Below are 22,978 nucleotides of genomic sequence, written 5' to 3'. Positions count from 1 at the left end.
GTCGCCAGCCGACCCCGACGCCAGCGGTTGTCAAAGTATGTCGTACCACAACGAATTTAACCTGGTGTGATGTACCATGGCACATGGCGTCCGCACCCGACTCCGGTGACGATGTGTTCGACGAATTCCTCTCGGACCGCGGTCACGAAACAGAGCGAGTAGGGTGGGAGCGGAACTACAACAAGCTACAGTGTCCCGACTGCATGGCGCTGCACGACGAATCAGCCGACGACTGCTCGGTCTGCGGCTGGGACCCGTCCCCGGCGTAACCGCCGGTACGCGTCGATTCTCTCGTCAGCGGCGAACCGCCGACCGACCCGTCGCGTGCGGTGTGTTGTCAGTTGCGTGAGACGCGGCAACACGGGCGGCTTGGCGGTAACGTTATTAAACATAATTCCATCAGACAATCTTGGAGATTCAAATGCCGGAATGTCAGAACTGCGGGTCCTTCGTTACCGAGGCGTACGCGCGAGTGTTCACACCGCGGGAGATCGACGATCCGCGCGTCTGCCCGAACTGCAAGGACAAGATCCGCGACGGCAGTGACGTCCGAGAGGCGAGATCCCCACGGAACAACTAGATTTCCTCGCAGTCGTTCGTCTCCCCGCAGTGGGGCCACACCAGGTCGCCGGCGTCCGATTCTGTGCGTCGCCCGAACCCACGGCTCTTATACGTATCGGCCTCCAGTATATGTGCAATGAGCGACGCCGACACGAAACTCACCCGCCTGTTCGGTGGGCCGGGGAGTGGGAAGACGACGGCCCTCCTCGACCGAGTCGAGGAACTGCTCGAACGAGAGGACGTCAGCCACCGCGACATCCTCGTCGTCTCCTACACCCGCGCCGCCGCCGCCGAGGTCCGCGAGCGCCTCGCCGAGCGCCTCGACATCAACCCCCGGTCCCTCCAGGGCAACGTCTGTACGATGCACGCGAAGGCCTACGAACTGCTCAATCTCTCCCGTGGCGACGTCGTCAGCGAGTCCGACAAGGAGGAGTTCTGCGAGGAGTACGGCATCGAGTACGAGGACGAGTACGGCGGCGCGGGCCGCCGGACCGCCCGCTCGACGACTATCGGGAACAAGATAATCGCCACCTCGCAGTGGCTCCAGCGGACCGAGCGCGACGTGGCCGACTGGTACGACGTGCCCTTCCAGTGGAACGTCGAGGAGGTCCGCCTCCCGCCGGAGGTCGACCCGAACGCGCAGGACGGCAACAAGTACACGCCGACGTGGCCGTCGGACGACGACCGCATCGACGTGCCCGATGTCATCCGCGGCTGGCGGAACTACAAGGGCGAGCACGACCTCACCGGCTTCGCCGACATGCTCGAACGCGTCAAGCAGCGCTCGCTGCTGCCGAACGTCGACCACCTCGTCATCGACGAGTTCCAGGACATCACCACGCTCCAGCACGAGGTGTACGAGGAGTGGAAGCCGCACATGGACAGCGTGCTCATCGCCGGTGACGACGACCAGGTCGTCTACGCCTGGCAGGGCGCGGACCCCGACCTGCTGCTCGAGGCCGACCCCGACGAGGACGTCATCCTGCCGAACTCCTACCGGCTGCCCTCGCGCATCCTGAACGTCGTCAACCGCGAGATCCGCCACATCGACAAGCGCCAGGACAAGGACCTCAAGCCGCGCAAGGAGGGCGGCGCCGTCGAGGCCGTCGAGAACCCGTCGATGCTCGACCTGGTCCGGAACGTCCGCCGCACCGTCCAGAGCGACGACGGCACCGTGATGGTGCTGTTCCGGGCGCGCTACCAGATGTTCCAGTTCATCGACGAGTTCATCAGCGAGGGCATCCCGTTCAAGTCCCTCACCGACCAGCGCATGTGGACCGACCGGCTCGACGACTACGTCACCGCCGTCGAGGCGCTCGACGAGGACGAAGCGGTCAACGGGCTGCAGGCCCGCCGCCTCGCCGACATGCTCGCCGACTCGGCCTTCGGGACCAACGAGCGCGACGACCTGTTCGACGCCATCGACGCCGAGCAGGAGGACGCGGGCGTCGAGGACCTCACCGAGCTCGACGTGGACCCGAGCCTCGTCACCGACTTCGTGCCGTTCATGCCCGGCCCCGCCTCCGCGTCGGACATGGTCCGGAAGGTCACCTCCTTCCAGCGCAAGTCGATGAAGGCGTACTTCGCGACCCAGGAGTACCGGGACATGGAGCGCAACGCCGTCCGTGTCGGCACCATCCACTCCGCGAAGGGTCGCGAGGCCGACCACGTGTTCGTCGGCACCGACCTCACCGAGAAGGTCGTCGAGCAGATGGTCGCCACCGTCGACGAAGAGGCCCTCGACGACGACCTCGAGTTCACGAAGACCACCTCGCCGGTGCCGGTGCTGACCGACAACGAGCGCCGCGTGTTCTACGTCGGGATGTCCCGCGCCCGCGAACGGCTGGTCCTGCTCGAGAACCTCGTCAGCGGCGCACCCACGCTCCCCATCGACGTACTGCTGAACAACGAGCTCACCGGGGCCACCACGGACGAGCTCGCCGAGCTGGCGAGCGAACCCCTCGAGGCCGCCGACTGACCACATGAGCCGTCCCGCTCCGTTCGAGCAGGTCCGCGAGGAGCTCCGCGACCGCGAGGCGTGCGCGTTCGTCCACGTCGGCCGCGAGGACGATCCCACGCTCCGGTACCTCGGCCGCGCCGGCCGCGTCGACGGCGAGCTCGGCGTGGTCGTCACCGCCGACACCAGCATGCTGCTCGCCGCCGACGCCCCGGCCGCCGCCCGCGAGACGTTCCCGGGCGACAGCGTGCTGCCAGCCGGCGGGGAGATTCCGACCGGCGAGCGCGTCGGGACCGTCCTCGACGACCTCGGACTCGACGGCACCGTCCTCACGCCCCGGACGATTCCGCACGACGCCGCGCTGTACCTCGACGAGGCGGGGTACGCGGTCGCCTCCACGGCGGTCGTCGACGACGCACGCGTCGGGAAGACCGACGCGGAGCGCCTCCGCCAGTCGACGGTACAGTCGGCCGCCTGCGCCGGGATGCGCCGCGCCGCCGCGGTGCTCGACGCGTCCCACGCCCACGAGGGCCGGCTCGACTGGGAGGACGCACCGCTGACCGCGCTCCGGCTCCGCCGCGAGATCGACGCCGCCATCGCCGCCGAGGGGATGGCTCCCGGCTACACCGCCATCGGCGTCGGCGGCGAGCCCGCCACGCCTCGCTCCGAGACGACAATCGAGCCCGGCCAGACGGTCGTCGTCGACCTCGCGCCACAGGGACCAGACGGCTACCACGGCCGGCTCGTCCGCACGTTCGTCGTCGACGGCGACGGCGGCTGGACCCGCCGCGCACAGCTCGCCGCCGAGGGCGCACTCGACGCCGCGATACCCGAACTCGCGCCGAACGGTGCCGACGCCGTCCAGACCGAACTCGACGCGGAGGTCACCGCGTACGGCTTCGACCCCTCGGCCGAGTCGGGCGGCTACGGCGTCGGCCTCGCCCGCCGCGAGCGTCCCACGCTCGACGGCGGCGACGAGCTTCCCGTCGGCACGGTGCTCGCGCTCGACGTGCGTGTGTCGAACCCGACAGAAGGTACCGTCCGCCTCGCCGACCTCGTCGCCGTCACCGAAGACGGCGGCGAGCCGCTCGGTGCGTTCCCGCGCTCGCTCTCGCCCTGACTCCCGCACCGCCCCGACTACTCGTTCTCCTCGCCCTCGTCCGGCTCCTTCACCGCCGCCTCGACCATCGTCTCGCCGACGATGCTGCCCGCGTCGAACGGGTTGTCGACGTACTTCTCCATCAGTACCATCAGGACGCCGATGCCCATCAGCGCCGCGCCCCAGGTCGTGTTCCCCTGGACGAAGAAGAGGTCGACGCCCGCCGCCATCGCTGGCAGCGCGAACGCGAGCGTCACCAGCAGCGAGAACTGGCCGAAGATGCTCTGTCCCATGTTGGGCATTCGTACGTCACCAGCGGAGAAAAAAGGTGCTACTCGGGAGTCGTGGCGGCTGCGCCGAGCACCGCGAGGGTCGCTGGCCGGTGCTGCCCCCGGAGACACCCTCGACTGCCACGCCGCCACTTCCCCCGGAGTTCCCGCTGGTCACCGGAACAGCCCGTAGAGCCGGTCGAAGGGGCCGTAGTAGATGACCAGCTCGGCGAGGAGGAACAGGCCGCCGACGATGCCGGCGACGGCGGCGAGCTGCTGGCCCTTGGGCAGGTCCCAGAGCAGCCCGGTGTCGACGCGGGAGAAGACCGCACCGGTGACGATGAGGAAGACGAGGAGGGTGCCGGCGAACAGCCAGAGGCGGTCGGGGTCCGGCGACGCATCGTCTGCCGGCGTCTCGATGGCCGCAACGTGGTAGCCGAGCAGGAGCGTGACGGCGAAGGCCGCAGCGACGTAGGCGATGTTCGTGAACGGGTCCGGGGGACTGAGCGTCGCGCCGCCGACCACGGCGGGACCGATGCCGATCGGGAGCGCCCAGCCGAGTCGTCGAAGTCGAGTACCCATCAGATGGGGCTGGGCGACCGTGATACAAAAGGCTGGCTAGCTGTCGTCGGGCGATTACGTCTCCAGGAGGTCGGGCAGGAGCGTCACGTCGTCGAGGATGGCCTCGGCGCCGTAGGCCACGAACGTCTCCTTGCCGGCGACACCGGAGAGCCCGCCGCTGAGGACGCCGACGGCGTGGTACTCGCGGGACGTGTCCTCGGCGGCGGCGTTGCGTGCGGTCTGGACGTCGTCGATGGTGTCGCCGACGAAGACGAGCGAGTCGGAGTCGAAGCGCTCGGCGAGCGTGACCAGCGCGTGTGGGTCGGGCTTGCCGGCCTCCCAGTCGTCCATCGTGAACCGGTGTTCGTCGGGGACGTCGAGCCCCACTCGGTCCAGTGCGATGTCCGCCTCCGCGGCGGGGCGGCCGGTGACGATGCCGACGTTCCAGCGTTCCGTGAGCGCCGCGACCGTCGCCGGCGTGGCGATGACGGGCTCGTTCTCGATGTAGCCCTCGTGGTCCATGTCCGGCTCGCCGTCCTCGAGCTCGCGGTAGCGCTCGCTGCCGAGGTAGAGCTGCTGGAACACGTCCCGGAGGCGGTCGGTGTCCCAGGCGTCGTGGACCGCGTCGAGGGCCGCCGCGCCGATCTCGCTGCCGACGACGAGTTCGGCGGCGTCAAGTCCGCCGCCGTGTTCGCGTACCTCGCCGGTGAACTCCTCGAGACCGAGTTCGAGCCCCTCGCGCTTCGCGAGGACGAACAGCGCCGCGGCGTAGGTCAGCTCCCAGTCGTTGTTGAACCCCTCGGCGTCCTTGAACGCCTGCACGTCCGCACGGTCGATTGTCTCGCCGTAGACGTGCTCGACGGCGTCCACGATGGCACGCCGGTAGGAGTCGGAGACATCGACGAGCACGCCGTCGACGTCCAGGACGACCGTGTCCACCTGCATACCCCGCCATCTGTTCCCCCGGGTAATGGGCCTATCGGACCCTGGACGCGAGCGGTCATAACCGCCGTCACGGGACGCACAGGCGTCCTTAACGCCCGTTCCGACCGCCCCGCCCACGTCGTCGACCGGCACCCGGCGCGTCGGTGTCGACCACGAACAGCGTGTCGCCGGGAATCGTCTCTTGCGTCACCGGGAGCGTCGTCGGGTCGCCGCCGAGGGTCGTGAGAAGGCAGGCGGCGTCGGCGCCACGGGCGACCGCCGCGACCGCTCGCTGGAGCTCCGGCGGACAGTTCAGCGCGTAGACGGCGTCGGCCGACGCGTACACCGAGGGGTCGGGGCCGGTCACGTCGTCGCGTAGGAAGCGAACGCCGTCGGGAACCGGACAGTCACGCACGTCCGTCGCGGTGACGGCGACGCCGCGCGCTGCGAGCCCGGCGGCCACGTCGGTCCGGTTGCCGATGCCGACCTCGACCACCCGCTCGAAGCGGGCGAGTCGGTCGATCAGCGCGGGGGTCGAGTCGGGGACCACGGCGGGATATTTATAGCCCGGGCTACCTTACGGTTTTCCATGCTCGTCGACATCGTCCCCGTGGGGGACGTCTCCGCCGCCGTCAAGCGTGCGGCTTCGGAGGGACTCAGGTCGGTGTACGACTGCGACGTGACGATCCACGAGCCACAGCCGCTCCCGAGCGACGCGTTCGACCACGGCAGAGAGCAGTACTCCGCCGAGGAGTTCATCCAGCTCGCGGAGCAGGTCGGGACGGGCGAGAAGAACATCGGCGTCACGCCGAAGGACCTGTTCTATCGCCGCCGGAACTACGTCTTCGGACTCGCCTACCTCGACGGAAGCGGGAGCGTGGTCTCGACGTACCGGCTCCAGACCTCCAGCGACGGCGGCTTCTCGAACCGCAGCTCCGAGGACATCTTCGAGGACCGCATCCGCAAGGAGATCGTCCACGAGATCGGCCACACGATGGGGCTCGAACACTGCGACAACAAGCGGTGCGTGATGAACTTCTCGCCCACGGTCCGCGAGGTCGACGTGAAGGAGGAGAACCTCTGTGGGACCTGCCAGCGGATGGTCCTGTAGATGGACGACGCCCTGCCGACGGGCTGGGTCCGCGAGTACGAGGGGCGAAACGGCGCGGAGTACTTCCACGAGCCACGCGAGCTCGCGCTGAGCATCCTCCCGCGCTACGACTCGCACAACGGCCGCGCCAGCGAGATGACCGCGAGTGCCTACCTCGTCCGCGTCCACCGGCTGTTCGGCGACGACTACTGGACGCCGCTGACGCTCGGCCGAACGGCGACGCTTGCCGAGGCCAAGGACCTCGCGCTGGCGTACATGCAGCGCCTCCACCGGCAGGGCGACACCCGCACCGAGGAGCTGGCCGCCATCGCGGGCGTCGCCCCGTACACGGACGACCTGCTCGTCCGGCTCGTCCGCACCCGGAGCGAGTTCGCCCTCCGGGCCGTCGCACACCGGGTCGGCGACGACGTGACGGTCGCCTACGAGCGTGACGACGCCGACGCCCTGTCGGCCAATGAGGCACGGACACGGTGCCGACGGCTCGCCCGCGCGCTCGTCGCGGACGGTGACGCCCCGGCCAGCGTGGTCGTCTCGACCGGCGACGAGACGCTGGTCTACGTCGCCCCGCCCGGCGAGCCCGCAGCCGGGTCGCTGTTCGCCTTCGACCCCGACGCACGGCTGGTGCTGCCGGGCCTGCTGGACGACCTCGAGACGCTGCTCGCGCGCCGTCAGCGTGACGGTAGCGACAGCGAGCGCGAGGACGCACGGTAGCGTTCGACGCCCGCGAGCAGCAGGGAGAAGACCGCACCGAGCAGCCAGTACAGCTGTTCCGCGACGGCGTAGGGGAGCACGTACTTCGAGACCGCGATGCCGAACGCGAGGTACTCCGCGACGACGTTCGCGTCGGTCATCGCGCTCGAGAACTCGCCCTGGGTGGCCGACGGCGCGGGGCGGCTCCCGTCGCTCGCGTCCGCCGGCGTGGTGACGCGGTCGACCTCGTAGACGAGGTTGCCGACCTCGACCGCCCAGACGACCTCGCCGTCGGGGGTCACCTCGACGACGCGGTCGTTGTACGAGTCGGCGACGAGCGTGTCGCCGTCGGGGAGTCGGTCGCCGTCGCGCGGCCAGTCGAACGTCGCACTGCCGCCGACCTCCCAGACTACGTCGCCGTCCGGCCCGAACTCGACGATGCGGTCGTGCTCGCTGTCGGCGACGATGAGCGAGCCGTCGGCGAGTCGGTCCGGGTTGTGCTGCTCGTACAGCTCGCCCTCGTCGTCGGCGTGGAACTCGTTCGGCCCGACGACCGGCTCGACCCGCACGTCGCCGTCGTCAGCGACGTGGAGCTCGGCGACGGTGTCGAAGTTCCGCAGGCTGATCTGGAACACGCCCGGCTCGATGCGGTCCACGTCGTTCACGTGCGTCCAGTCACCCTCCGGCCCCATCCCGTCGGGCATCTGGTAGTCGTCCGTGGCGTTCCACTCCCAGCGCAGGGTCCCGTCGTGGTCGACCGCGAACACCCGGTCGTTGCCCATGTCGGCCATCGCGTAGCGCGCCTCGCCGTCGACGACGTACCGGTCGGCGTCGTGGAGCTCATGCTCGTGCTTCTCCACGTCGTACCAGGCGTACTCCCAGACGACCTCGTTCGTCCCCCGGTCGACGTGCTGGAGCGCGTTGCGCACGCAGCCGTCGTAGCCGTCGCTCGCGTACGGCTCCGGACAGTCCGAGTCGGGGACTGTCGACGCGGTCGACACCTGCACGGTCGACTCGTTGACGAGCTCGAGGTCGAACACGTCGTCGGGCTCGCTGTACTCCCACGCCACCTCGCCGTCGGGCGTTATCTCCAGGGCCTTCCCGCCGTCCTGGTAGCCCTGGACGGCGACGAGCGTGTTGTTCTCGGGCGGCTCCTCGTCCACGGTCAGTACGGGCTGGGTCGGCGTCGTCACGATGCCGGCGACCGCGACGACGAGAAAGACGAGCGACAGAACCGCGAACAGACGGGCGCGTCCGCCGGGCGTCCTGAGCTCGGCGGCCGCGGAACGGAGACGTTGCACGCCCGTTCGTAGGTGTGGAGGGGGACGTTAGCGCTTCGGTTCCGTGTCAGAGAAATCGGGGAGTTGCAACTGGTCGGCGCGGGACTGGAGACACCTCGAACGCTCTGCAGCCGACGAGAACTGCTGGTGACGACAACAGCCGGAAACCCCGGTCAGTCGTGAGACACGCTAGTACCGGAAACAGCCAGATAGCCCCGACGTGCTCGTCGGCTGCGACTCGCTGTCGTTCGAGAGAGCTTCGCTCTCTCGTGATGACGAAAGACGCCGAAGGCGTCTTTCGAACCACGGCCTTCGTTCCTGTGGTCCTTGCATCGTCTCGCTCGACGAGCACGTCGCCCCTTTCAGTCCCACCCCGCACCGCACCTCGAACCTCCCCAGCCGATTGCGCTCCTCGCTTCGCTGCGGTGCGCATCCCTCGCGCGGATGGCTCGCGGCCTTCGGCACGCTCGCCAGCCGCGCGCCATGCCAGCTGGTCGCCGAGTGTCGAAAACGGTGACAGAACGGGAAGTCGACTCAGTGCAGGTCGTACAGTTCGCCGTACTTCTCCGTGACGTAGTCGAGGAAGTAGTCGGCGGTGAAGCCCTCGCCGGTCGCCTCCTGCACGAGGTCGTCCGTGGTGTACAGGCAGCCGTGCTGGTGGACGTTCTCGGTGAGCCACGCGTGGAGCTCGTCGAACTCGCCCTCGCGGGTGCGCTCGTCGAGCGCCCCGAGGTCGTCCTCGGCGGCCTCGTAGAGCTGGGCGGCGAGCACGGAGCCCAGGGAGTACGTCGGGAAGTAGCCGAAGCTGCCGTGGCTCCAGTGGATGTCCTGCAGGCAGCCCTCGGCGTCGGTCTCGGGCCGGATGCCGAGGTACTCCTCGTACTTGTCGTTCCAGACCTCCGGGACATCCTCGACGTCGAGCTCGCCCGAGATGAGCTCCTTCTCGACCTCGAAGCGCACGACGATGTGCATGTGGTAGGTGAGCTCGTCGGCCTCGACGCGGATGAGGTTGTCCTCCTTGACGGTGTTGGCTGCCTCGTAGACGTCACGCGGCGTGGCGTCGTCGACCTGTGGGAAGCGCTCCCGCATCGAGGGGAGGAAGCGCTGCCAGAACGGCTCGGAGCGGCCGACGTGGTTCTCCCAGAGCCGGCTCTGGCTCTCGTGGACGGTGAGGTCGCGGGACTCGCCCAGCGGCGTGCCGTAGTGCTCGTCGGGCAGGCCGAGCGTGTACGTCGCGTGGCCGAACTCGTGGACGGTCGAGGTGAGCGCGCCGAGCGGGTCGGACTCGTCGAACCGGGTCGTCACGCGGGCGTCGAACTGGTTGCCCGTCGAGAACGGGTGCGGCGCGACGTCGAGGCGGCCGCGGTCCCAGTCGTAGCCCAGCGTGTCGAGCACGTCGCGGGCCAGTTCCTCCTGGGTCGCCTCGTCGAACTCGCCCTCGAACGGCGTCGCGAGGTCGGCGTCGGAGGCGCGGATGTCCTCGACGAGCGGGACGAGCTCGTCGCGCAGTTCGGTGAGCGTTTCCTCCGCAGTGTCGAGGCCGAGGTACGGCTCGTAGTCCTCGAACAGCACCGCGTACGGGTCGCGGTCGGGGTCGATGTGCTCGGCGTACTCCCGCTTCAGCTCGACGAGCTCCTCCAGCTTCGGCGCGAAGATGGAGAAGTCGTCCTCCGCCTTGGCCTCCTTCCAGAGCGGGTGGGCCTCCGCGGCGGTCTGGGAGATCGTCTCGACCAGGTCCGTCGGAACGCGAGCTGCGCGCTCGTACTTCCGGCGCACCTCGCGGACGACGGCCGCCTGCTCGGCGTCGAGGTCCGCATCCGCCAGCTCGTCGAGGTAGCCGGCCATCTCCTCGCCGGTGAGCAGCTCGTGGCTCACCGCCGAGAGCGCAGACAGCTGCTTGGACCGGGCGGGTGTGCCCTCCTCGGGCATCATGACCTCCTGGTCCCAGTTCAAGAGCGACTGGGCGCTCCCGACGTTCGAGATGCGCTCGACGAGTGTGATGAACTCCTCGTACGTCTCGGAGTGCTGGGCGGCTTCCGTTGCCATGGGTGGGTGTTTCGATTCGGAACCTATGAACTCTCCCATTCGTGAGACGCGGGTCGCCGCGACGGCGAGGGCGACTCACATCGCGTCGGGCCAGGCCGCCGCGAGCCGTCGGTAGGTGTCGTAGCAGCGTTCGAGCACGTCGATGGAGACGCTCTCCGCCGCGGTGTGGGCCTCGCCGGGTTCGGCGGGGCCGCAGACGACGCAGGCCGTCCCGGCCTCGGCGAGCCAGCCGGCGTCGGTCGCGTGGGGTTTCGTGACGAGCTCGCCGGCACCGTCCTGTCCGTCCCGGACCGCGTCGAGGACGGCGTCGGCGAAGGCGTCGTCCGAGCAGCGCATCGGCGGGAGGTCCTGGTCGACGGTCCACTCGACGCCGTCGATTGTCTCGACCTGCGCGAGGTCGGCCCGCTCGCCCGGCACGGTGCGCTCGTCGACGGTCACCTCGCAGGACTCGGGGACGACGTTCCACGCCGACCCACCCTCGATGCCGGTGACGGTGACGCTCCCCGAGAGCTCCTCGCCGGCGACCGCGACGGACGGCCAGTCGAGCCCCCGAACCACGTCGACGGCGTCGCAGGCGCGGTACGCCGCGTTCTCGCCGGCGTCGGGCTCGCTGGCGTGGGCGGCCTGCCCACGGGCGGTCACGGTGCTCCCCCGGCGGCCCTTGTGCGCGACGGCGACGTCGAGGACGGCGGGCTCCGAGTAGCCCGTCGACCCCTCGGCGACGAGCGCCCAGTCCGGACCGAAGCCGTCGTCGATGGCAGCCCGCGCGCCGATGCCGCCGTCCTCCTCGCCGACGAACGAGGCGAAGACGAGTTCGATGGCGCCGACGTCCGCATCGCGAAAGGCGAGCAGCATCGCCGCGTCGGCCCCCTTCATGTCGGCGGTGCCGCGGCCGTAGAGTCGCCCGTCGCGTTCGCTGACGACGTAGCTGCCGTCGCTGTCGACCTGTCCGTCGCCCGGCGGAACCACGTCGTGGTGGCCGACGAACGCGAGCGTGGGCGCGTCGGGCTCGTCGGTCGCGCCACGGCGGGCGATGACGTTCCCGCCGCGGGCCGCGTCGCCGGCGTCGTCCCGGGTCACGTCGGCGCCGGTCTCCGCGCGGAGCCAGTGCTCGACGAAGTCGCCGGCAGCGGCCTCGCCGTCGTGGCTCGGAATCGAGACGAGGTCGCGGGTGAGCTCGGTGAGTTCGTCCATGGCCGACCCTGCGGTCGCTCGACACAAGAGGATTGCCGCGGCGGTGGACCCGACTGCGCCGGCGAACCGCCGACTCGGGGAGCCGGTCGGCTCAGACCTGCTCGTACACGGGCACCTGCTCCTCGATGGGGTCGGTCGACAGCTTCTCGACGGCCTCGGCCACGTGTCTGGCGCTGGCGGCCTGCTCCTCGCTCGCGCTCGCGACCGACTGTGCCTCCGAGGCCACCGACTCGGCGGCGTTCGCGAGCGACTCGACGGTCTCGGAGATCTCGACGATGCTCCGGGCCTGCTGGTCGGCGGCGGCCGCGACCTCCTCCATCCCGTGGGCCGCGTCGTCGACGACACCCTCCAGGTCGTCGAGGGTGTCGACAGCCGCCGCCACCTCGGCCCGACCCGCCCGGACGCTGTCGTTCGCGTCGTCGACCGCCTCGCGGGTGGACGCCGCCTCGTGCTGGAGGGCGTCGGCGGCCTCGGCGACCTCGTCGATGTCGTCGCGGGTGCGGCTCACGAACGTCTCCAGCTCCGACGCGATGGTCTCCGCCGGGCCACCGGCACCGCCGCGCTTCGCCTCGACCTTCGCGTTCGTCGCCAGGACGGCCGTCCGGTCGACCAGGTTCTCGACGCGGTCGACGACGTCCTCGATGTCATCGGCGCGGGCCTCGACGGTCTCGGCGGCGTCGAGCAGGTCCTCGGTCGTCGCCTCGACGGCTTCGAGCGCGTCGAGCGCGCGCTCACCCGCCGCGACGCCCTCGCTCGCCTCCTCGGCCGCGCGCTCGCTCGTGTCCCGCACGTCGTCGGCGACCGACGCGACCTCCTGGGCTGCCGCGCTGACCTCCTCGACGTCGGCGGCGGCGTCGGCCGCGCCCTCGGCCTGGCCCTCGGCGTGGTCGCGGATGGTCGCCGCGCTCTCGGCGACCGACGCCGAGGACCGCTTCAGCTGGACGACCGGGGGCTGGACCTCCTGTTCGACCTCCGTCGCGAGCTCGCGCTGGGCGTCGATAGCTCGTTCCAGGCGCTGGCTGTAGGAGTCGACGTACGTGTCGCTGGCGACCTGCAGGTCGAGGTTGAGGATACGGAGGACCGCGAGGACGTCCTGCATCCCGTCGTGGATGGCGTCCCGAACGGTGGCCTCCAGCGACTCGTCCAGCCCCTCGGGCTCGTCGTCGCCGCCGAGGCCCCGGAGCGCGCCGACGACGCGTTCCAGCCCGCCGTCGTTCGCTTCGCGCTCGTCCACCCAGTCCTCGATGGCGTCGACCACCTGGCCCTGGACGCGCTCGTCGACCCGCGAGAGGATGAGGTCGTAGTAGAGCCCGTACTGCCCGACGTACTGCTTCAGCGGCATGTCGAGTATCTCGTGGAGCTTCCCGATGCGCGCCCGGTTCGTGAAGTAGTCCTCGTCGTAGTCGCCGGTCGCGAGCGAGACGAGGTACGCCTTCTGCGTGCGCTTGAGCTGTTCGACGCCCTTCGGCGAGCGCTCGATGACCGCACGGGTCTGCTCGTGGTCGGTCAGGTTGTCGTAGAACGCGTCGGCGATGGCGTCCTGGTTCGCCCGGAGCAGCGGTTCGAGGTCGTCGAGCCGCCGCTCGTCCTCGGCGTCGAAGCCCACGAACTGCTTTCGCCAGGCTATCTCGTCGTCGTCCAGCCCGATCTCGCCCGTGAGCGAAGCCGCCTCCACGAACCGGTTCAGCCCACCAATTCCGAACTCCTTCGAGGGATCCATATCCGGGCGAAGACGTTCGGGGGAAGAATCTGGTGGGGGTGGTTCCCAGCAGGCAGGAATCGGTGACGTAGCGACGGGGTGGCGTCCCAGGTCCGGCGCGGCGAGTTCTCCATCCCAGCCGACTGCTCGCCGGACCGCCGTGTGCGTGTCCGAAGGGGGGAGCGACCGGTGGCCGTCCGGCCGTCCGTCGTCACTCGCCCGTGCTCACCCGAGGCCAAGCAGCAGAAACGAGCGGGTCGACCCTACGCCAGCTGGATGTCGTCCACGTCGAAGTGTCGTTTCGCCAGCTCGCGCGCGGTGTCGATGTTCCGGCCGTCCGAGCCGATGGCGACACCGGTGTCGGCCTCGTCGACCTCCGCGTAGGCGACGGTGTCCCCGTTCTCGCTGATGGTGACGTGGTACACCGCCGCCGGGGCGAGCGCGTTCGCGACGAAGTCCGCCGCGGTGTCGGCGTCCTCGACGAGCTTCACGTCGCGGCCGAGGCGCTCCTCGAACTCGGCGACGTGCTGGCCGGCCGGGCCGATTGCCGGGCCCATATCGCCCGCGGCGACGAGGACGACGACCCGGTCGTCCTCGACCAGACAGTCACGGCCGCTCGCCTCGGTGACCTCCTCGAACAGCCCGAGGATACGCAACGCCTCGTCCGTCAGCGTGACCGCCATCAGTCGGCTTGCGAGGACCGGCTCGTCGACCCCATCTTGAGGTTCACGTCGCCGGTACCGAGCTTGATGGGCTTGCCGACGATGACGTTCTCGGTGACGCCGTTGAGGTCGTCCACCTCGCCGTGGATGGCGGCGTCGAGCAGGTGGTTGACCGTGACCTCGAACGCCGCACGCGCGAGGACGGACTCCTTCGAGCCGGAGATGCCGTGCCTGCCGATGGATTCGATCTCGCCACGGTTGGTCATGATGTCCGCGACGAGCATCAGGTGGCGGACGTTCACGTCGTCCAGCCCCTGCTCTTCGAGGGTGGTCTTCGTCTCCTCGATGATGATCTCGCGGGCCGCCTCGATGCCGAGCTCGGAGTGGATCTCGTGGATGTTGTTGCAGGTGGTCCGCGAGGCGTCGACGCCCTCGATGGAGAGCACGTCGCCGAACGCGGAGCCCTCGGTGTAGAGGACGAACTCCTCGCCGTCCTCGGTCTCCTCCTTCCGGATGACGACGCGGGAGACCTCCTCGATGCCCTTGAACGTCACGTCGCGGAGCTCCTCGACCAGCTGGAGCAGGTCGCGGTACGACGGCTCCTCGGGGCCGAACTCGACGTTCGTGCCCTGCTGGACCGTCTTCACACCGAGGGAGTCCTCGATGATACCCGCGACCTCGCCGGCGATCTCGTCGACGCTGTCGACGGTCGGCCAGCGCTCCTGGAGCGTGTCCGGGTTGAGGTCGATGTGGACGCGCATGTCGGCGACGTTCGTCGAGATGTCACCGAGCGCGAGGATCTTCGTCGCCTCGATCTTCCAGACGACCTCGTGTGCCTTCTCGCGGTCCGCCGCGTACTCGTCGTCGAGGTGGACGGTCATCGTCGGCGTGTCCGGCGTCTTCCGTGCGTCCACCAGCTCGATGAGCCGGGGCAGGCCCTGGGTGACGTCGATCTCCGCGACGCCCGCGTAGTGGAACGTGTTCATCGTCAGCTGCGTGCCCGGCTCCCCGATGGACTGGGCGCTGACGGTGCCGACGGGGTCGAGCGCGTCGACCCGCGTGTCGAGGTAGCGGTGCTCGACGGCGCGAGCGATCTCGTCGGCCTGCTCGACGGACGCGTCGCGCTCCTCGACGCTCCGGTACACCTCCGCCTTCAGCTCCTCGGGCAGCTCGGTGTCCTCGACGACCGCCTCGACGTCGGCCGAGACGTCGAACTCAGTCATCCTTCACCTCCGAGCGAAGCTCGGCTGTGAGCCTGATTGAACGGAGTTCAATCATCGGACTCCACCTCCGAGAGGATGTCGGGGTTCCGACGTGCCTCCCCGTGCTCGGAGAGGTTCGTCGGCCGGGCCTTGTCGCCCAGGAACTCCGCCTTCGAGTCGTCGCTCTCGAACTCCGCCTCGAGGACGCGGTCGGCGATCTGGTCCACGTCGATGCCGTGGTCGTCGTCGTAGGCGACCTTCGTCGGGGACGTGCCGTCCTCCCCGAACTCGAACTGGACGATGGTGTCGCTCGTATCGCGCACCGTCCCGTCGTACTGCGTCTCCAGCTCGGAGAGCGCGTTGATGAGCCGGCGCTGCAGGTAGCCGGACTTCGAGGTACGGACTGCCGTGTCGACCAGGCCCTCGCGGCCACCCATCGCGTGGAAGAAGAACTCCCGCGGGGTGAGGCCGCCCGTGTAGGAGTGCTCGACGAAGCCGTGTGCCTCCGCGGAGAGGTCGTCCGGCTTGTAGTGGCTCAGGGTGCGGTCCTCGTAGCCGCGGTTGATGCGGGTGCCACGGACCGCCTGCTGGCCGACACAGCCGGCCATCTGAGTCAGGTTGAGCATCGAGCCACGCGCACCGGAGTTGGCCATGACGACCGCCGGGTTGTCGTCCTCGAAGTGCTCTTCGGCGATGTCGCCGGCGTTGTCACGCGCCTTGCCGAGCGTCTGCATGATCTTCATCTCAAGCGTCTCGTCGACGGTCCGACCGGGCAGGGACTCGAGCTCGCCCGCCTCGTACGTCTCGATGAGCTCCTGCACGCGGTCGTAGGCGTCGCCGATCGTCTCGTCGATGCGGTCCTGGGCCGCCCCCGGGATGGTCTCGTCGTCGATGCCGATGGAGAACCCGAAGTGCATGATCGAACGCATCGCGAGCGTCGCGACCTCGTTGATGAAGATGCGGGCGCGCGTCTCGCCGTACACCTTCGCGAGCGTGTCGACGACCTCGCCGCCGAACGCGCCGACGCCGTCCTCGTCGATGGTGCCCTCGAGGAGCTGGCCGTCCTCGATGACGACCGTGTCCCCGGTGTTCGACTGGAACTCCAGGTTCAGGTCGTCTGGCAGCAGCTCGGAGAACAGCTGGCGACCGGTCCAGTACGGCCGGCCGTCTTCGGTGCCTGCCTCCTCGGGCAGCTCGTCGATGCGGGTCGCCCGGAGCAGGTCGAGCGCCTGCGTCTCGTTGAAGTGGGGATTGTCGTGGGTCAGCAGGTACGTCCCACTGATGTGGTCCTGGATGGCCCCGATGATGTTCTCGCCCATGCGGGGGCTCAGGATCTGCTCCTGCACGCGCATGAGGACGCGCGCCTCGGCGCGTGCCTCCTCGTTCTGCAGGGCGTGCATGTTCATCTCGTCACCGTCGAAGTCGGCGTTGTACGGCGGGCAGACGACGGTGTTCAGGCGGAACGTCTTGTACGGCATCACCACGACCTCGTGGGCCATGATGGACATCCGGTGCAGCGAGGGCTGCCGGTTGAACACGACGATGTCGCCGTCGATGAGGTGCCGGTTGACCTCCCAGCCGGCCTCGACCTTCTCGGCGAGCTCCTCGCAGTTCTTCTCGGTCACCTTCAGGCGGCGACCGTCCGGGCGTCGAACGTAGTTCGCGCCGGGGTGTCCCTCGGGCCCGTTGCTGACGTAGCGCCGGGCGTCCTCCAGGTTCCGCTCGGTGACGTTCATCGTCTGGGTCATCTCCGTCGCGACCCGGTCTGGCACACCGACCTCGTTCAGCGAGAGCGTCGGGTCCGGGCTGATGACGGTCCGTGCGGAGAAGTTCACGCGCTTGCCGGACAGCGAGCCACGGAAGCGACCCTCCTTGCCCTTCAGGCGCTGGGAGAGTGTCTTCAGTGGGCGGCCGGAGCGGTGTCGCGCCGGCGGCGTGCCCGATATCTCGTTGTCCATGAACGTCGTGACGTGGTACTGCAGGAGCTCCCAGAGGTCCTCGATGATGAGCTGGGGTGCGCCCGCCTCGCGGTTCTCCATGAACCGCTGGTTGATGCGGATGATGTCGACCAGCTTGTGGGTCAGGTCGTCCTCGGAGCGCTGGCCGTTGTCCAGCGTGATGGAGGGACGCGCCGTCACCGGCGGGACCGGCAGCACGGTCAGTATCATCCACTCCGGCCGGGACTTGTCGGCGGAGATGCCGAGCACCTCGATGTCCTCGTCCGGGATGTCCTCGAACCAGTCGCGGATGTCCGAGGGCATCAGCTTGTTCATGTCCTCCTCCGTGAGGTCGATGTCGAGCGCCTTCTCCAGCGCCTTCCGGTCGGACTCGCGCGGGCGGAACTCGCCCGAGAGGATCTGGTTGACCCGGGAGAGCTCGATGCCCGTCTCGTTGGCGAGCGCCTCGCGTCCCATCGGCTCGTCGTCGTCGTCGTCCGGCTGCATCGCGGCCGCGATGCGCTGGGAGTACTCCGAGGTCAGCACCTGCTGGACCTCGTAGTACGTCGTCGGCTTCTCGTGCTGGATGTCGAACTGGCCCTCGCCACAGAACGGACAGCGGTCCTTCTTCCGGGCCTGGCGGATGGCCGCCTTCGTCACGTCGTTGAGGTCACGACCGAGCTTGCGCGTCTGGTCGAGCTGGCCGCGGAACTCATCGCGCTCGTCCTCGGTGAGACAGAGCCGGGCGCACTCGCGGCAGGTGCCACGGAGCAGTCGCCGGATGAGCTTCGTGAAGCCGACGTGGATGACGGGCGCGGCCAGTTCGATGTGGCCGAAGTGCCCGTTGCACGACCCCGAGTGCTGGCCGCAGGTCTTGCACTCCAGCCCGGGGTCGATGACGCCCAGGCGCGGGTCCATCAGCCCCATGTCGATGGGGAAGCCGTCGTCGTCGTACGTGTCCGCCGTGATTATCTTCGTGGCGGACATGTCGCGGTACTCCTCCGGGTCCATCAGCCCGAAGTCGATCTCGCCGATCTCCTTTGGTGTCTGTGAGCTTGCCATGTTAGACTGCGTCCTCCAGTTCGAGTCGCGGCGCGATGCCGAGTGCCTTCATCTCGTCGAGCAGGAGCTTGAAGGCGTAGCTCATCTCTATCTCGTGAATGTCGGTCTCCTCGCCACAGTTCGGGCAGTAAACCCGACGCTGGTCGACGTTCTCGACCGCGCTCATCCCACACTGGCCGCAGACGTGGATGAACTCGCGGTCGGACTCGTCGAGCAGGCGCTCCTTGAGCGCCATCGCCGCACCGTGCCCGATGAGCACGTCGCGCTCCATCTCCCCGACACGGAGGCCACCCTCGCGGGCACGCCCCTCGGTCGGCTGGCGCGTGAGCACCTGCACCGGCCCGCGCGAACGGGCGTGCAGCTTGTTCGAGACCATGTGGTACAGCTTCTGGTAGAAGATGACCCCGACGAAGATCTCGGCGTCGATCTTCTCCCCGGTGACGCCGGAGTAGAGGGTCTCCTTACCCGAGGACTTGAAGCCGGCCTCCTCGAGTCCGCCGCGGAGCTCGTCCTCGTTCTCGCCCGTGAAGGGCGTCCCGTCAACACGGCGACCCTCCAGCGCACCGATCTTGCCGCCCAGCATCTCCAGCACGTGGCCGACCGTCATCCGCGACGGCAGCGCGTGCGGGTTGACGATGAGGTCCGGGACGACACCCTCCTGCGTGAAGGGCATGTCCTCCTGGGGTGCGATGTGGCCGACGACACCCTTCTGGCCGTGCCGTGACGCGAACTTGTCGCCCATCTCCGGGATGCGCTCGTCGCGGACGGAGACCTTCGAGAGCTTCGAGCCGTCCTCGCCCTCCATCAGTGTGACCGTGTCGACGACCCCGGACTCGCCGGAGCGCATCGTCACGCTCGTCTCACGTCGCTTCTGCGGGGAGAGGCCGCCCATGTCGTCGGGCTCCTCCAGGAACCGCGGCGGCGAGGTCTTCCCGAGCAGCACGTCGTTCTCGCCGACGCGCGTCTCCGGGTTGACCAGGCCGTCCTCGTCGAGGTGCGTGTACGCGTCCTCGCCCCGCGCACCGCGCACGTCCTGGCTCGGAATCTCGAAGCGGTCCTCCTGCCCGCCGGGGTAGCGCCGCTCCTCGCCCTCGTACGTCCGGAAGAAGTGCGAGCGGGCGAGTGCGCGGTCGACCGACCCCTGGTTGAGCACGAGTGCGTCCTCGATGTTGAACCCCTCGTAGCTCATGACGGCGACGACGAAGTTCTGCGCCGCGGGGCGCTCGTCGTAGCCGATCTGCTCCGTGGTCTGGGTCTTGACCATCGAGAGCTGCGGGTAGTGCAGCAGGTGCTGGCGCGTGTCCGGCCGGATGCGGTAGTTCGCGCTCGGCAGCCCGAGCGACTGCTTGATCATCCCTGCACCCATCGTAATACGCGGCGACGCGTTGTGCTCCGGGTACGGAATCATGCCCGCACCGATACCGAAGATGAGCTGCGGGTCGACCTCGAGGTGCGTGTGGTCCTCGGTGAGGTCCTCCCGGTCGACGGCGACGTAGATGTCCTCCTCCTCCTCGGCGTCGATGAACTCGACGTGGCCGTGCTCGACGAGGTCGTCGAACTCCAGTTCGCCGTCGCGGACCGCCTCGATCTCCTCCTGGGAGATGCGGGGCTCGCCGTTCTCGACGACCAGCAGCGGGCGGCGTGCCCGGCCGGCGTCGGCGTTGACGATGACCTCGCGGGTGCGGTCCTTCACCGAGACGTTCACCATCTCGCTCACCTCGCCCAGCCGACGCGCCTCGCGGATCTGCTCCGCGAGCTCGTGCGGCTCGGGGTGTGTCCCGACCAGACTACCGTTGACGTATACCTTCGCTTCGCGCTGTTGACTTGCCATGTGTTAGTCGTCCGCGGGTGTTTCCTGGCCCTGTCCTTCGAGCCCGGGGATACCCTTGACCCCCATCGACGCCAGTTCTCGTTTCAATCCCTGTTCGTCCTCGATGTTCTGCGACAGCTCCATCGCCTGGGCGAAGTTCTTCACCAGCCCACAGTTCGGCCCCTCGGGCGTCTCGGAGGGGCAGATACGGCCCCACTGGGTCGCGTGCAGGTCACGCGCCTCGAAGTGGGGCTGCGAGCGGGAGAGCGGCGATCGCAGCCGGCGCAGGTGGCTGAGCACGCCCATGAAGTCCGTCCGGTCGACCAGCTGGCTCACGCCGGAGCGGCCACCGACCCAGTTCCCCGTCGCGATGGGGTGCTCCAGGCGCTCGGTGAGCACGTCCGAACGGACGACCGTGCTGACCGAGAGCTGCCGGTTGCGCATGTTGGCGCGCTCGAGCTGGTACTTCACGTCGCGTGCCAGCTTGTTCAGCGCCGTCCGGAACAGGTCCTTCATCAGGTCGCCAGAGACCTTCAGACGCTTGTTGGCGTAGTGGTCCTTGTCGTCGGACTCGCGCCGTCCGAGCGCGAGTTCGAAGCACGCCTCGGCCATCCGGCAGAGGTAGTACGCCTTGTTGATGCGGACGTCCTCCTCCTCGACGCCCTCCTCGTGGAGGTGCGGCAGGAGGTACCGGTCGATGACGTAGTTCGCGCGCTTGAGCTGGTAGTTCTTCCCCTGGCCGGAGGCGACGCGCTTGCCGAGCGTCTCGATAGCTTCCTCCTGGCTCTGGACCTCGGCGGCCTCCAGGTTCTCCAGCATGTACTTGACGACCTCGGGGTCGTCGCTGACCCGGTGGACGATCTCCTCGTCCGACTCCAGGCCGAGTGCGCGCACGAGCGTGACGAAGTTGATGCTCCCCGAGACCGACGGGAAGGACACTTCGAGCAGCCCTTCGCGGTTACGCTCGGTCAGCACGAGGGCGCGGTACCCTCGTCGCTGGCTGAACGTCTTCGCGACCTGGATCTCGTCGCCGTACTTCGTGTCGTACTCCGCGAGGATCTTGTTCGGCGCGAGGTCCTCGCTCGTCATCAGCACGCGCTCGGAGCCGTTGACGATGAAGTAGCCACCGGGGTCGGCGGGGTCCTCGCCGATCTCGATGAGCTCCTCGTCCGAGAAGCCAGCGATGTTGCACTTCTCCGAGCCGACCATGATGGGCATCCGGCCGATCTTGGTCTCGGTGGAGTCGACGACCCGCTCCTCGCCCTCCTCGCCCTTCACGATGGACATCTCCATGAAGACGGGCGCGGAGTACGTGATGTTCCGGAGGCGTGCCTCCTGCGGGTAGAGCAGTTCCTCGGAACCGTCTGCCTCCCGCACGCGCGGGGTGACGACGCGGACGTCGCCCAGCTCGACGTGGACCGGCTCCTCGCCCTCCTTGTCGCCGATGTCCGTGTCGATGGTCTCCTTCTCGTCCACGACGCGTTGCATCCCACGGGTCAGGAACGCGTTGAACGAGCGGAAGTGGTGTTCTGCGAGTCTGTCCTTCGAGAAGTACTCACGCGAAATCGCGCGTCGGTTTGCTCTTTCCATTCTGTCAGTCCACCACGAGTCTGTACACGACCGCTGTGTCTGTCGTTCGTGATTCTCGGATGATCTTCACCACGTTACCCATCTCTGCCTCGTCGGGCAGCGCCGGGTCGGTGCGTTTGATCTTCGGAAGGTCCGTCCTGTCGATGTCATACTCGTCGAGCACGTCCTGCAGTTCGTCCTCGTCGAGGACGACGTGCTCGGGCACGAGTTCGTGTTGGCTTACGTCTACCATGGTTGTGTCTGACCGGAGAGAGAAGCTGCTGTCACGAGATACTACAGGGCACTACCGGCGGGAGGCATTTAACGTTTGCCAAGTACGTACGGGAGCGTTCGCTACTGGTGCCCGCCTCGGCGGCGGGTACGAACCCGCGGTCGGGACGACGTGAACGATTTCAGTTTCGTCCTGACGATTGCGCTACGACCCTAAAGCGTTTGTGCCGCGGTGGACACACGCACACGCCTTCCGATTGGAAAGCCTTAAGCGTACAACCCGGGTACGTAGGGGTGAAGCCCGGGTGGTGTAGTGGCCCATCATACGACCCTGTCACGGTCGTGACGCGGGTTCAAATCCCGCCTCGGGCGTATTCTGCTGGCGTAACCGAACGAGGAGCGCTAGCGACGAGTGAGTCTGCGCCAGCGAATCGCCCCGCAGGGATTTGAAGCAGCGAGTGGAGCGACGGCGGAACGAGTGAGGTTCAAATCCCGCCTCGGGCGCTTTCTCAGCAGACAACGTGAGTGTGGAGCGCTAGCGACGAGTAGGTCTGTGCCAGCGAATCACCTCGGGCGCTTCTGCGAATATTCGTTCACGAGCGACCCCCCCGTCGTCGACCATCGTCCAACAGTTCAAACCAGAAGCCGTCTCAACGTCGACGTGAACCCCTCTCGACGCGGTGACGAGACCGAAGCGATTCTCCTCGCCAGACTGCTCGACTGTGGCTGTTCCGTCTCCGTCCCGTTCGGGGATAGCGACCGGTACGACCTGCTGGTCGACGACGACGGGTACCTGTTCCGCGTACAGTGCAAGACGGGAAGCTGGGTGAACGGGACGGTGCAGTTCAAGCTCTACAGCTCGACTGTCGCCGATGGTGAACGGGTCGACGCCGACTACACGGCGGAGGAGGTCGACGCGTTCGCGGTCTACGCACCGGAGACCGATGGAGCTTACTGGGTTCCGATGGCGGAGACAGGGACCGGCGAGATGCGACTCCGGGTTGAGGACCCGCACCCCGAGGCACCGCGCTCCCGAGTGAACTGGGCCAGCGAGCACCGCCTGACGGAACGGTTCGAGTGAGAGTCGGGCGTCGTTCCGAATCGACACCGATTA

21 protein-coding genes and 1 tRNA gene are annotated in these 22,978 nt (G+C 68.2%); 8 read left to right on the top strand and 14 right to left on the bottom strand.

Annotation, left to right across the window (positions count from 1 at the left end):
• Positions 1-83: 83 nt before the first annotated feature.
• The 4 genes from BLT27_RS11045 to BLT27_RS11035 all read left to right on the top strand — a co-directional run bounded on the left by BLT27_RS11045 (position 84) and on the right by BLT27_RS11035 (position 3,638).
• Positions 84-269, top strand: a complete 186-nt coding sequence (locus BLT27_RS11045; protein WP_089733833.1) for an HVO_0416 family zinc finger protein — start codon at positions 84-86, stop codon at positions 267-269.
• Positions 270-421: 152 nt separating this feature from the next.
• Positions 422-580 (top strand): DUF7563 family protein, encoded by a 159-nt coding sequence (locus BLT27_RS20610; RefSeq protein WP_256399502.1) that lies wholly within the window; start codon positions 422-424, stop codon positions 578-580.
• A 117-nt stretch (positions 581-697) separates the two neighbouring features.
• A complete protein-coding gene (locus BLT27_RS11040) occupies positions 698-2,539 on the top strand; it encodes a UvrD-helicase domain-containing protein (RefSeq protein WP_089733831.1) in 1,842 nt (613 codons plus the stop codon).
• Positions 2,540-2,543: 4 nt separating this feature from the next.
• A complete protein-coding gene (locus BLT27_RS11035; protein WP_089733829.1) occupies positions 2,544-3,638 on the top strand; it encodes a M24 family metallopeptidase in 1,095 nt (364 codons plus the stop codon).
• A gap of 17 nt (positions 3,639-3,655) precedes the next feature.
• On the opposite strand, the gene BLT27_RS11030 is transcribed toward BLT27_RS11035, so the two are convergent.
• The 4 genes from BLT27_RS11030 to BLT27_RS11015 form a co-directional block, all read right to left on the bottom strand.
• Entirely contained in the window at positions 3,656-3,910 is a 255-nt protein-coding gene (locus BLT27_RS11030; RefSeq protein ID WP_089733827.1) for a DUF7533 family protein, read from the bottom strand.
• A 150-nt stretch (positions 3,911-4,060) separates the two neighbouring features.
• Entirely contained in the window at positions 4,061-4,468 is a 408-nt protein-coding gene (locus tag BLT27_RS11025; RefSeq protein WP_089733825.1) for a hypothetical protein, read from the bottom strand.
• A 54-nt stretch (positions 4,469-4,522) separates the two neighbouring features.
• Complete coding sequence (locus tag BLT27_RS11020) at positions 4,523-5,392, bottom strand: TIGR01548 family HAD-type hydrolase (protein WP_089733823.1); 870 nt, start codon at positions 5,390-5,392, stop codon at positions 4,523-4,525.
• 88 nt (positions 5,393-5,480) lie between these two features.
• Positions 5,481-5,921, bottom strand: a complete 441-nt coding sequence (locus BLT27_RS11015; protein WP_217639133.1) for a UPF0146 family protein — start codon at positions 5,919-5,921, stop codon at positions 5,481-5,483.
• Between the two features lie 39 nt (positions 5,922-5,960).
• Between BLT27_RS11015 and BLT27_RS11010 the strand changes: the two genes are divergently transcribed.
• The gene (locus tag BLT27_RS11010) at positions 5,961-6,482 is read left to right on the top strand and encodes an archaemetzincin family Zn-dependent metalloprotease (RefSeq protein ID WP_089733821.1); all 522 of its coding nucleotides are present in this window, start codon (positions 5,961-5,963) and stop codon (positions 6,480-6,482) included.
• The gene (locus BLT27_RS11005) at positions 6,483-7,193 is read left to right on the top strand and encodes a hypothetical protein (protein WP_089733818.1); all 711 of its coding nucleotides are present in this window, start codon (positions 6,483-6,485) and stop codon (positions 7,191-7,193) included.
• Here the strand turns inward: BLT27_RS11005 and BLT27_RS11000 are convergent.
• From BLT27_RS11000 to BLT27_RS10955, 10 genes are all read right to left on the bottom strand, one after another.
• Positions 7,151-8,473 carry an NHL repeat-containing protein gene (locus BLT27_RS11000; RefSeq protein ID WP_089733817.1) on the bottom strand — a complete coding sequence of 441 codons (1,323 nt, stop codon included), beginning with the start codon at positions 8,471-8,473 and terminating at the stop codon, positions 7,151-7,153. The two genes, BLT27_RS11005 and BLT27_RS11000, sit on opposite strands and share 43 nt — an antisense overlap.
• Before the next feature lie 513 nt (positions 8,474-8,986).
• Positions 8,987-10,498, bottom strand: a complete 1,512-nt coding sequence (locus BLT27_RS10995; protein WP_089733815.1) for a carboxypeptidase M32 — start codon at positions 10,496-10,498, stop codon at positions 8,987-8,989.
• Between the two features lie 75 nt (positions 10,499-10,573).
• Entirely contained in the window at positions 10,574-11,692 is a 1,119-nt protein-coding gene (locus BLT27_RS10990) for a M20 family metallopeptidase (RefSeq protein WP_089733814.1), read from the bottom strand.
• Between the two features lie 91 nt (positions 11,693-11,783).
• Entirely contained in the window at positions 11,784-13,412 is a 1,629-nt protein-coding gene (locus BLT27_RS10985) for a globin-coupled sensor protein (RefSeq protein ID WP_089733812.1), read from the bottom strand.
• Between the two features lie 242 nt (positions 13,413-13,654).
• A complete protein-coding gene (locus BLT27_RS10980; protein ID WP_089733809.1) occupies positions 13,655-14,074 on the bottom strand; it encodes a NusA-like transcription termination signal-binding factor in 420 nt (139 codons plus the stop codon).
• Entirely contained in the window at positions 14,074-15,276 is a 1,203-nt protein-coding gene (gene rpoA2, locus BLT27_RS10975; protein ID WP_089733806.1) for a DNA-directed RNA polymerase subunit A'', read from the bottom strand. The genes BLT27_RS10980 and rpoA2 overlap by 1 nt, the downstream gene beginning before the upstream one ends.
• A 47-nt stretch (positions 15,277-15,323) precedes the next feature.
• Complete coding sequence (locus BLT27_RS10970; protein WP_089733805.1) at positions 15,324-18,254, bottom strand: DNA-directed RNA polymerase subunit A'; 2,931 nt, start codon at positions 18,252-18,254, stop codon at positions 15,324-15,326.
• Between the two features lies 1 nt (position 18,255).
• On the bottom strand, positions 18,256-20,085 hold the full coding sequence (gene rpoB / locus BLT27_RS10965) for a DNA-directed RNA polymerase subunit B (protein WP_089733802.1): 1,830 nt from the start codon (positions 20,083-20,085) through the stop codon (positions 18,256-18,258).
• A gap of 3 nt (positions 20,086-20,088) precedes the next feature.
• The gene (locus BLT27_RS10960; protein ID WP_089733800.1) at positions 20,089-21,654 is read right to left on the bottom strand and encodes a DNA-directed RNA polymerase subunit B''; all 1,566 of its coding nucleotides are present in this window, start codon (positions 21,652-21,654) and stop codon (positions 20,089-20,091) included.
• 4 nt (positions 21,655-21,658) lie between these two features.
• Positions 21,659-21,886, bottom strand: coding sequence for a DNA-directed RNA polymerase subunit H (locus tag BLT27_RS10955; protein ID WP_089733797.1), 228 nt, complete (start codon positions 21,884-21,886; stop codon positions 21,659-21,661).
• Positions 21,887-22,163: 277 nt separating this feature from the next.
• On the opposite strand from BLT27_RS10955, the gene BLT27_RS10950 reads away from it, so the two are divergent.
• Both BLT27_RS10950 and BLT27_RS19765 read left to right on the top strand, forming a co-directional pair.
• Positions 22,164-22,236: transfer RNA gene (locus tag BLT27_RS10950), tRNA-Asp, on the top strand.
• A gap of 289 nt (positions 22,237-22,525) precedes the next feature.
• On the top strand, positions 22,526-22,945 hold the full coding sequence (locus BLT27_RS19765) for a group I intron-associated PD-(D/E)XK endonuclease (RefSeq protein WP_089733795.1): 420 nt from the start codon (positions 22,526-22,528) through the stop codon (positions 22,943-22,945).
• Positions 22,946-22,978: the final 33 nt, after the last annotated feature.

The organism is Haloarchaeobius iranensis, from assembly GCF_900103505.1.
In the GTDB taxonomy this organism is placed as follows: Archaea; Halobacteriota; Halobacteria; order Halobacteriales; family Natrialbaceae; genus Haloarchaeobius; species Haloarchaeobius iranensis.
The sequence above is the reverse complement of the archived record's forward strand: the minus strand, read 5'-3'. Positions and strand labels throughout refer to the sequence as shown.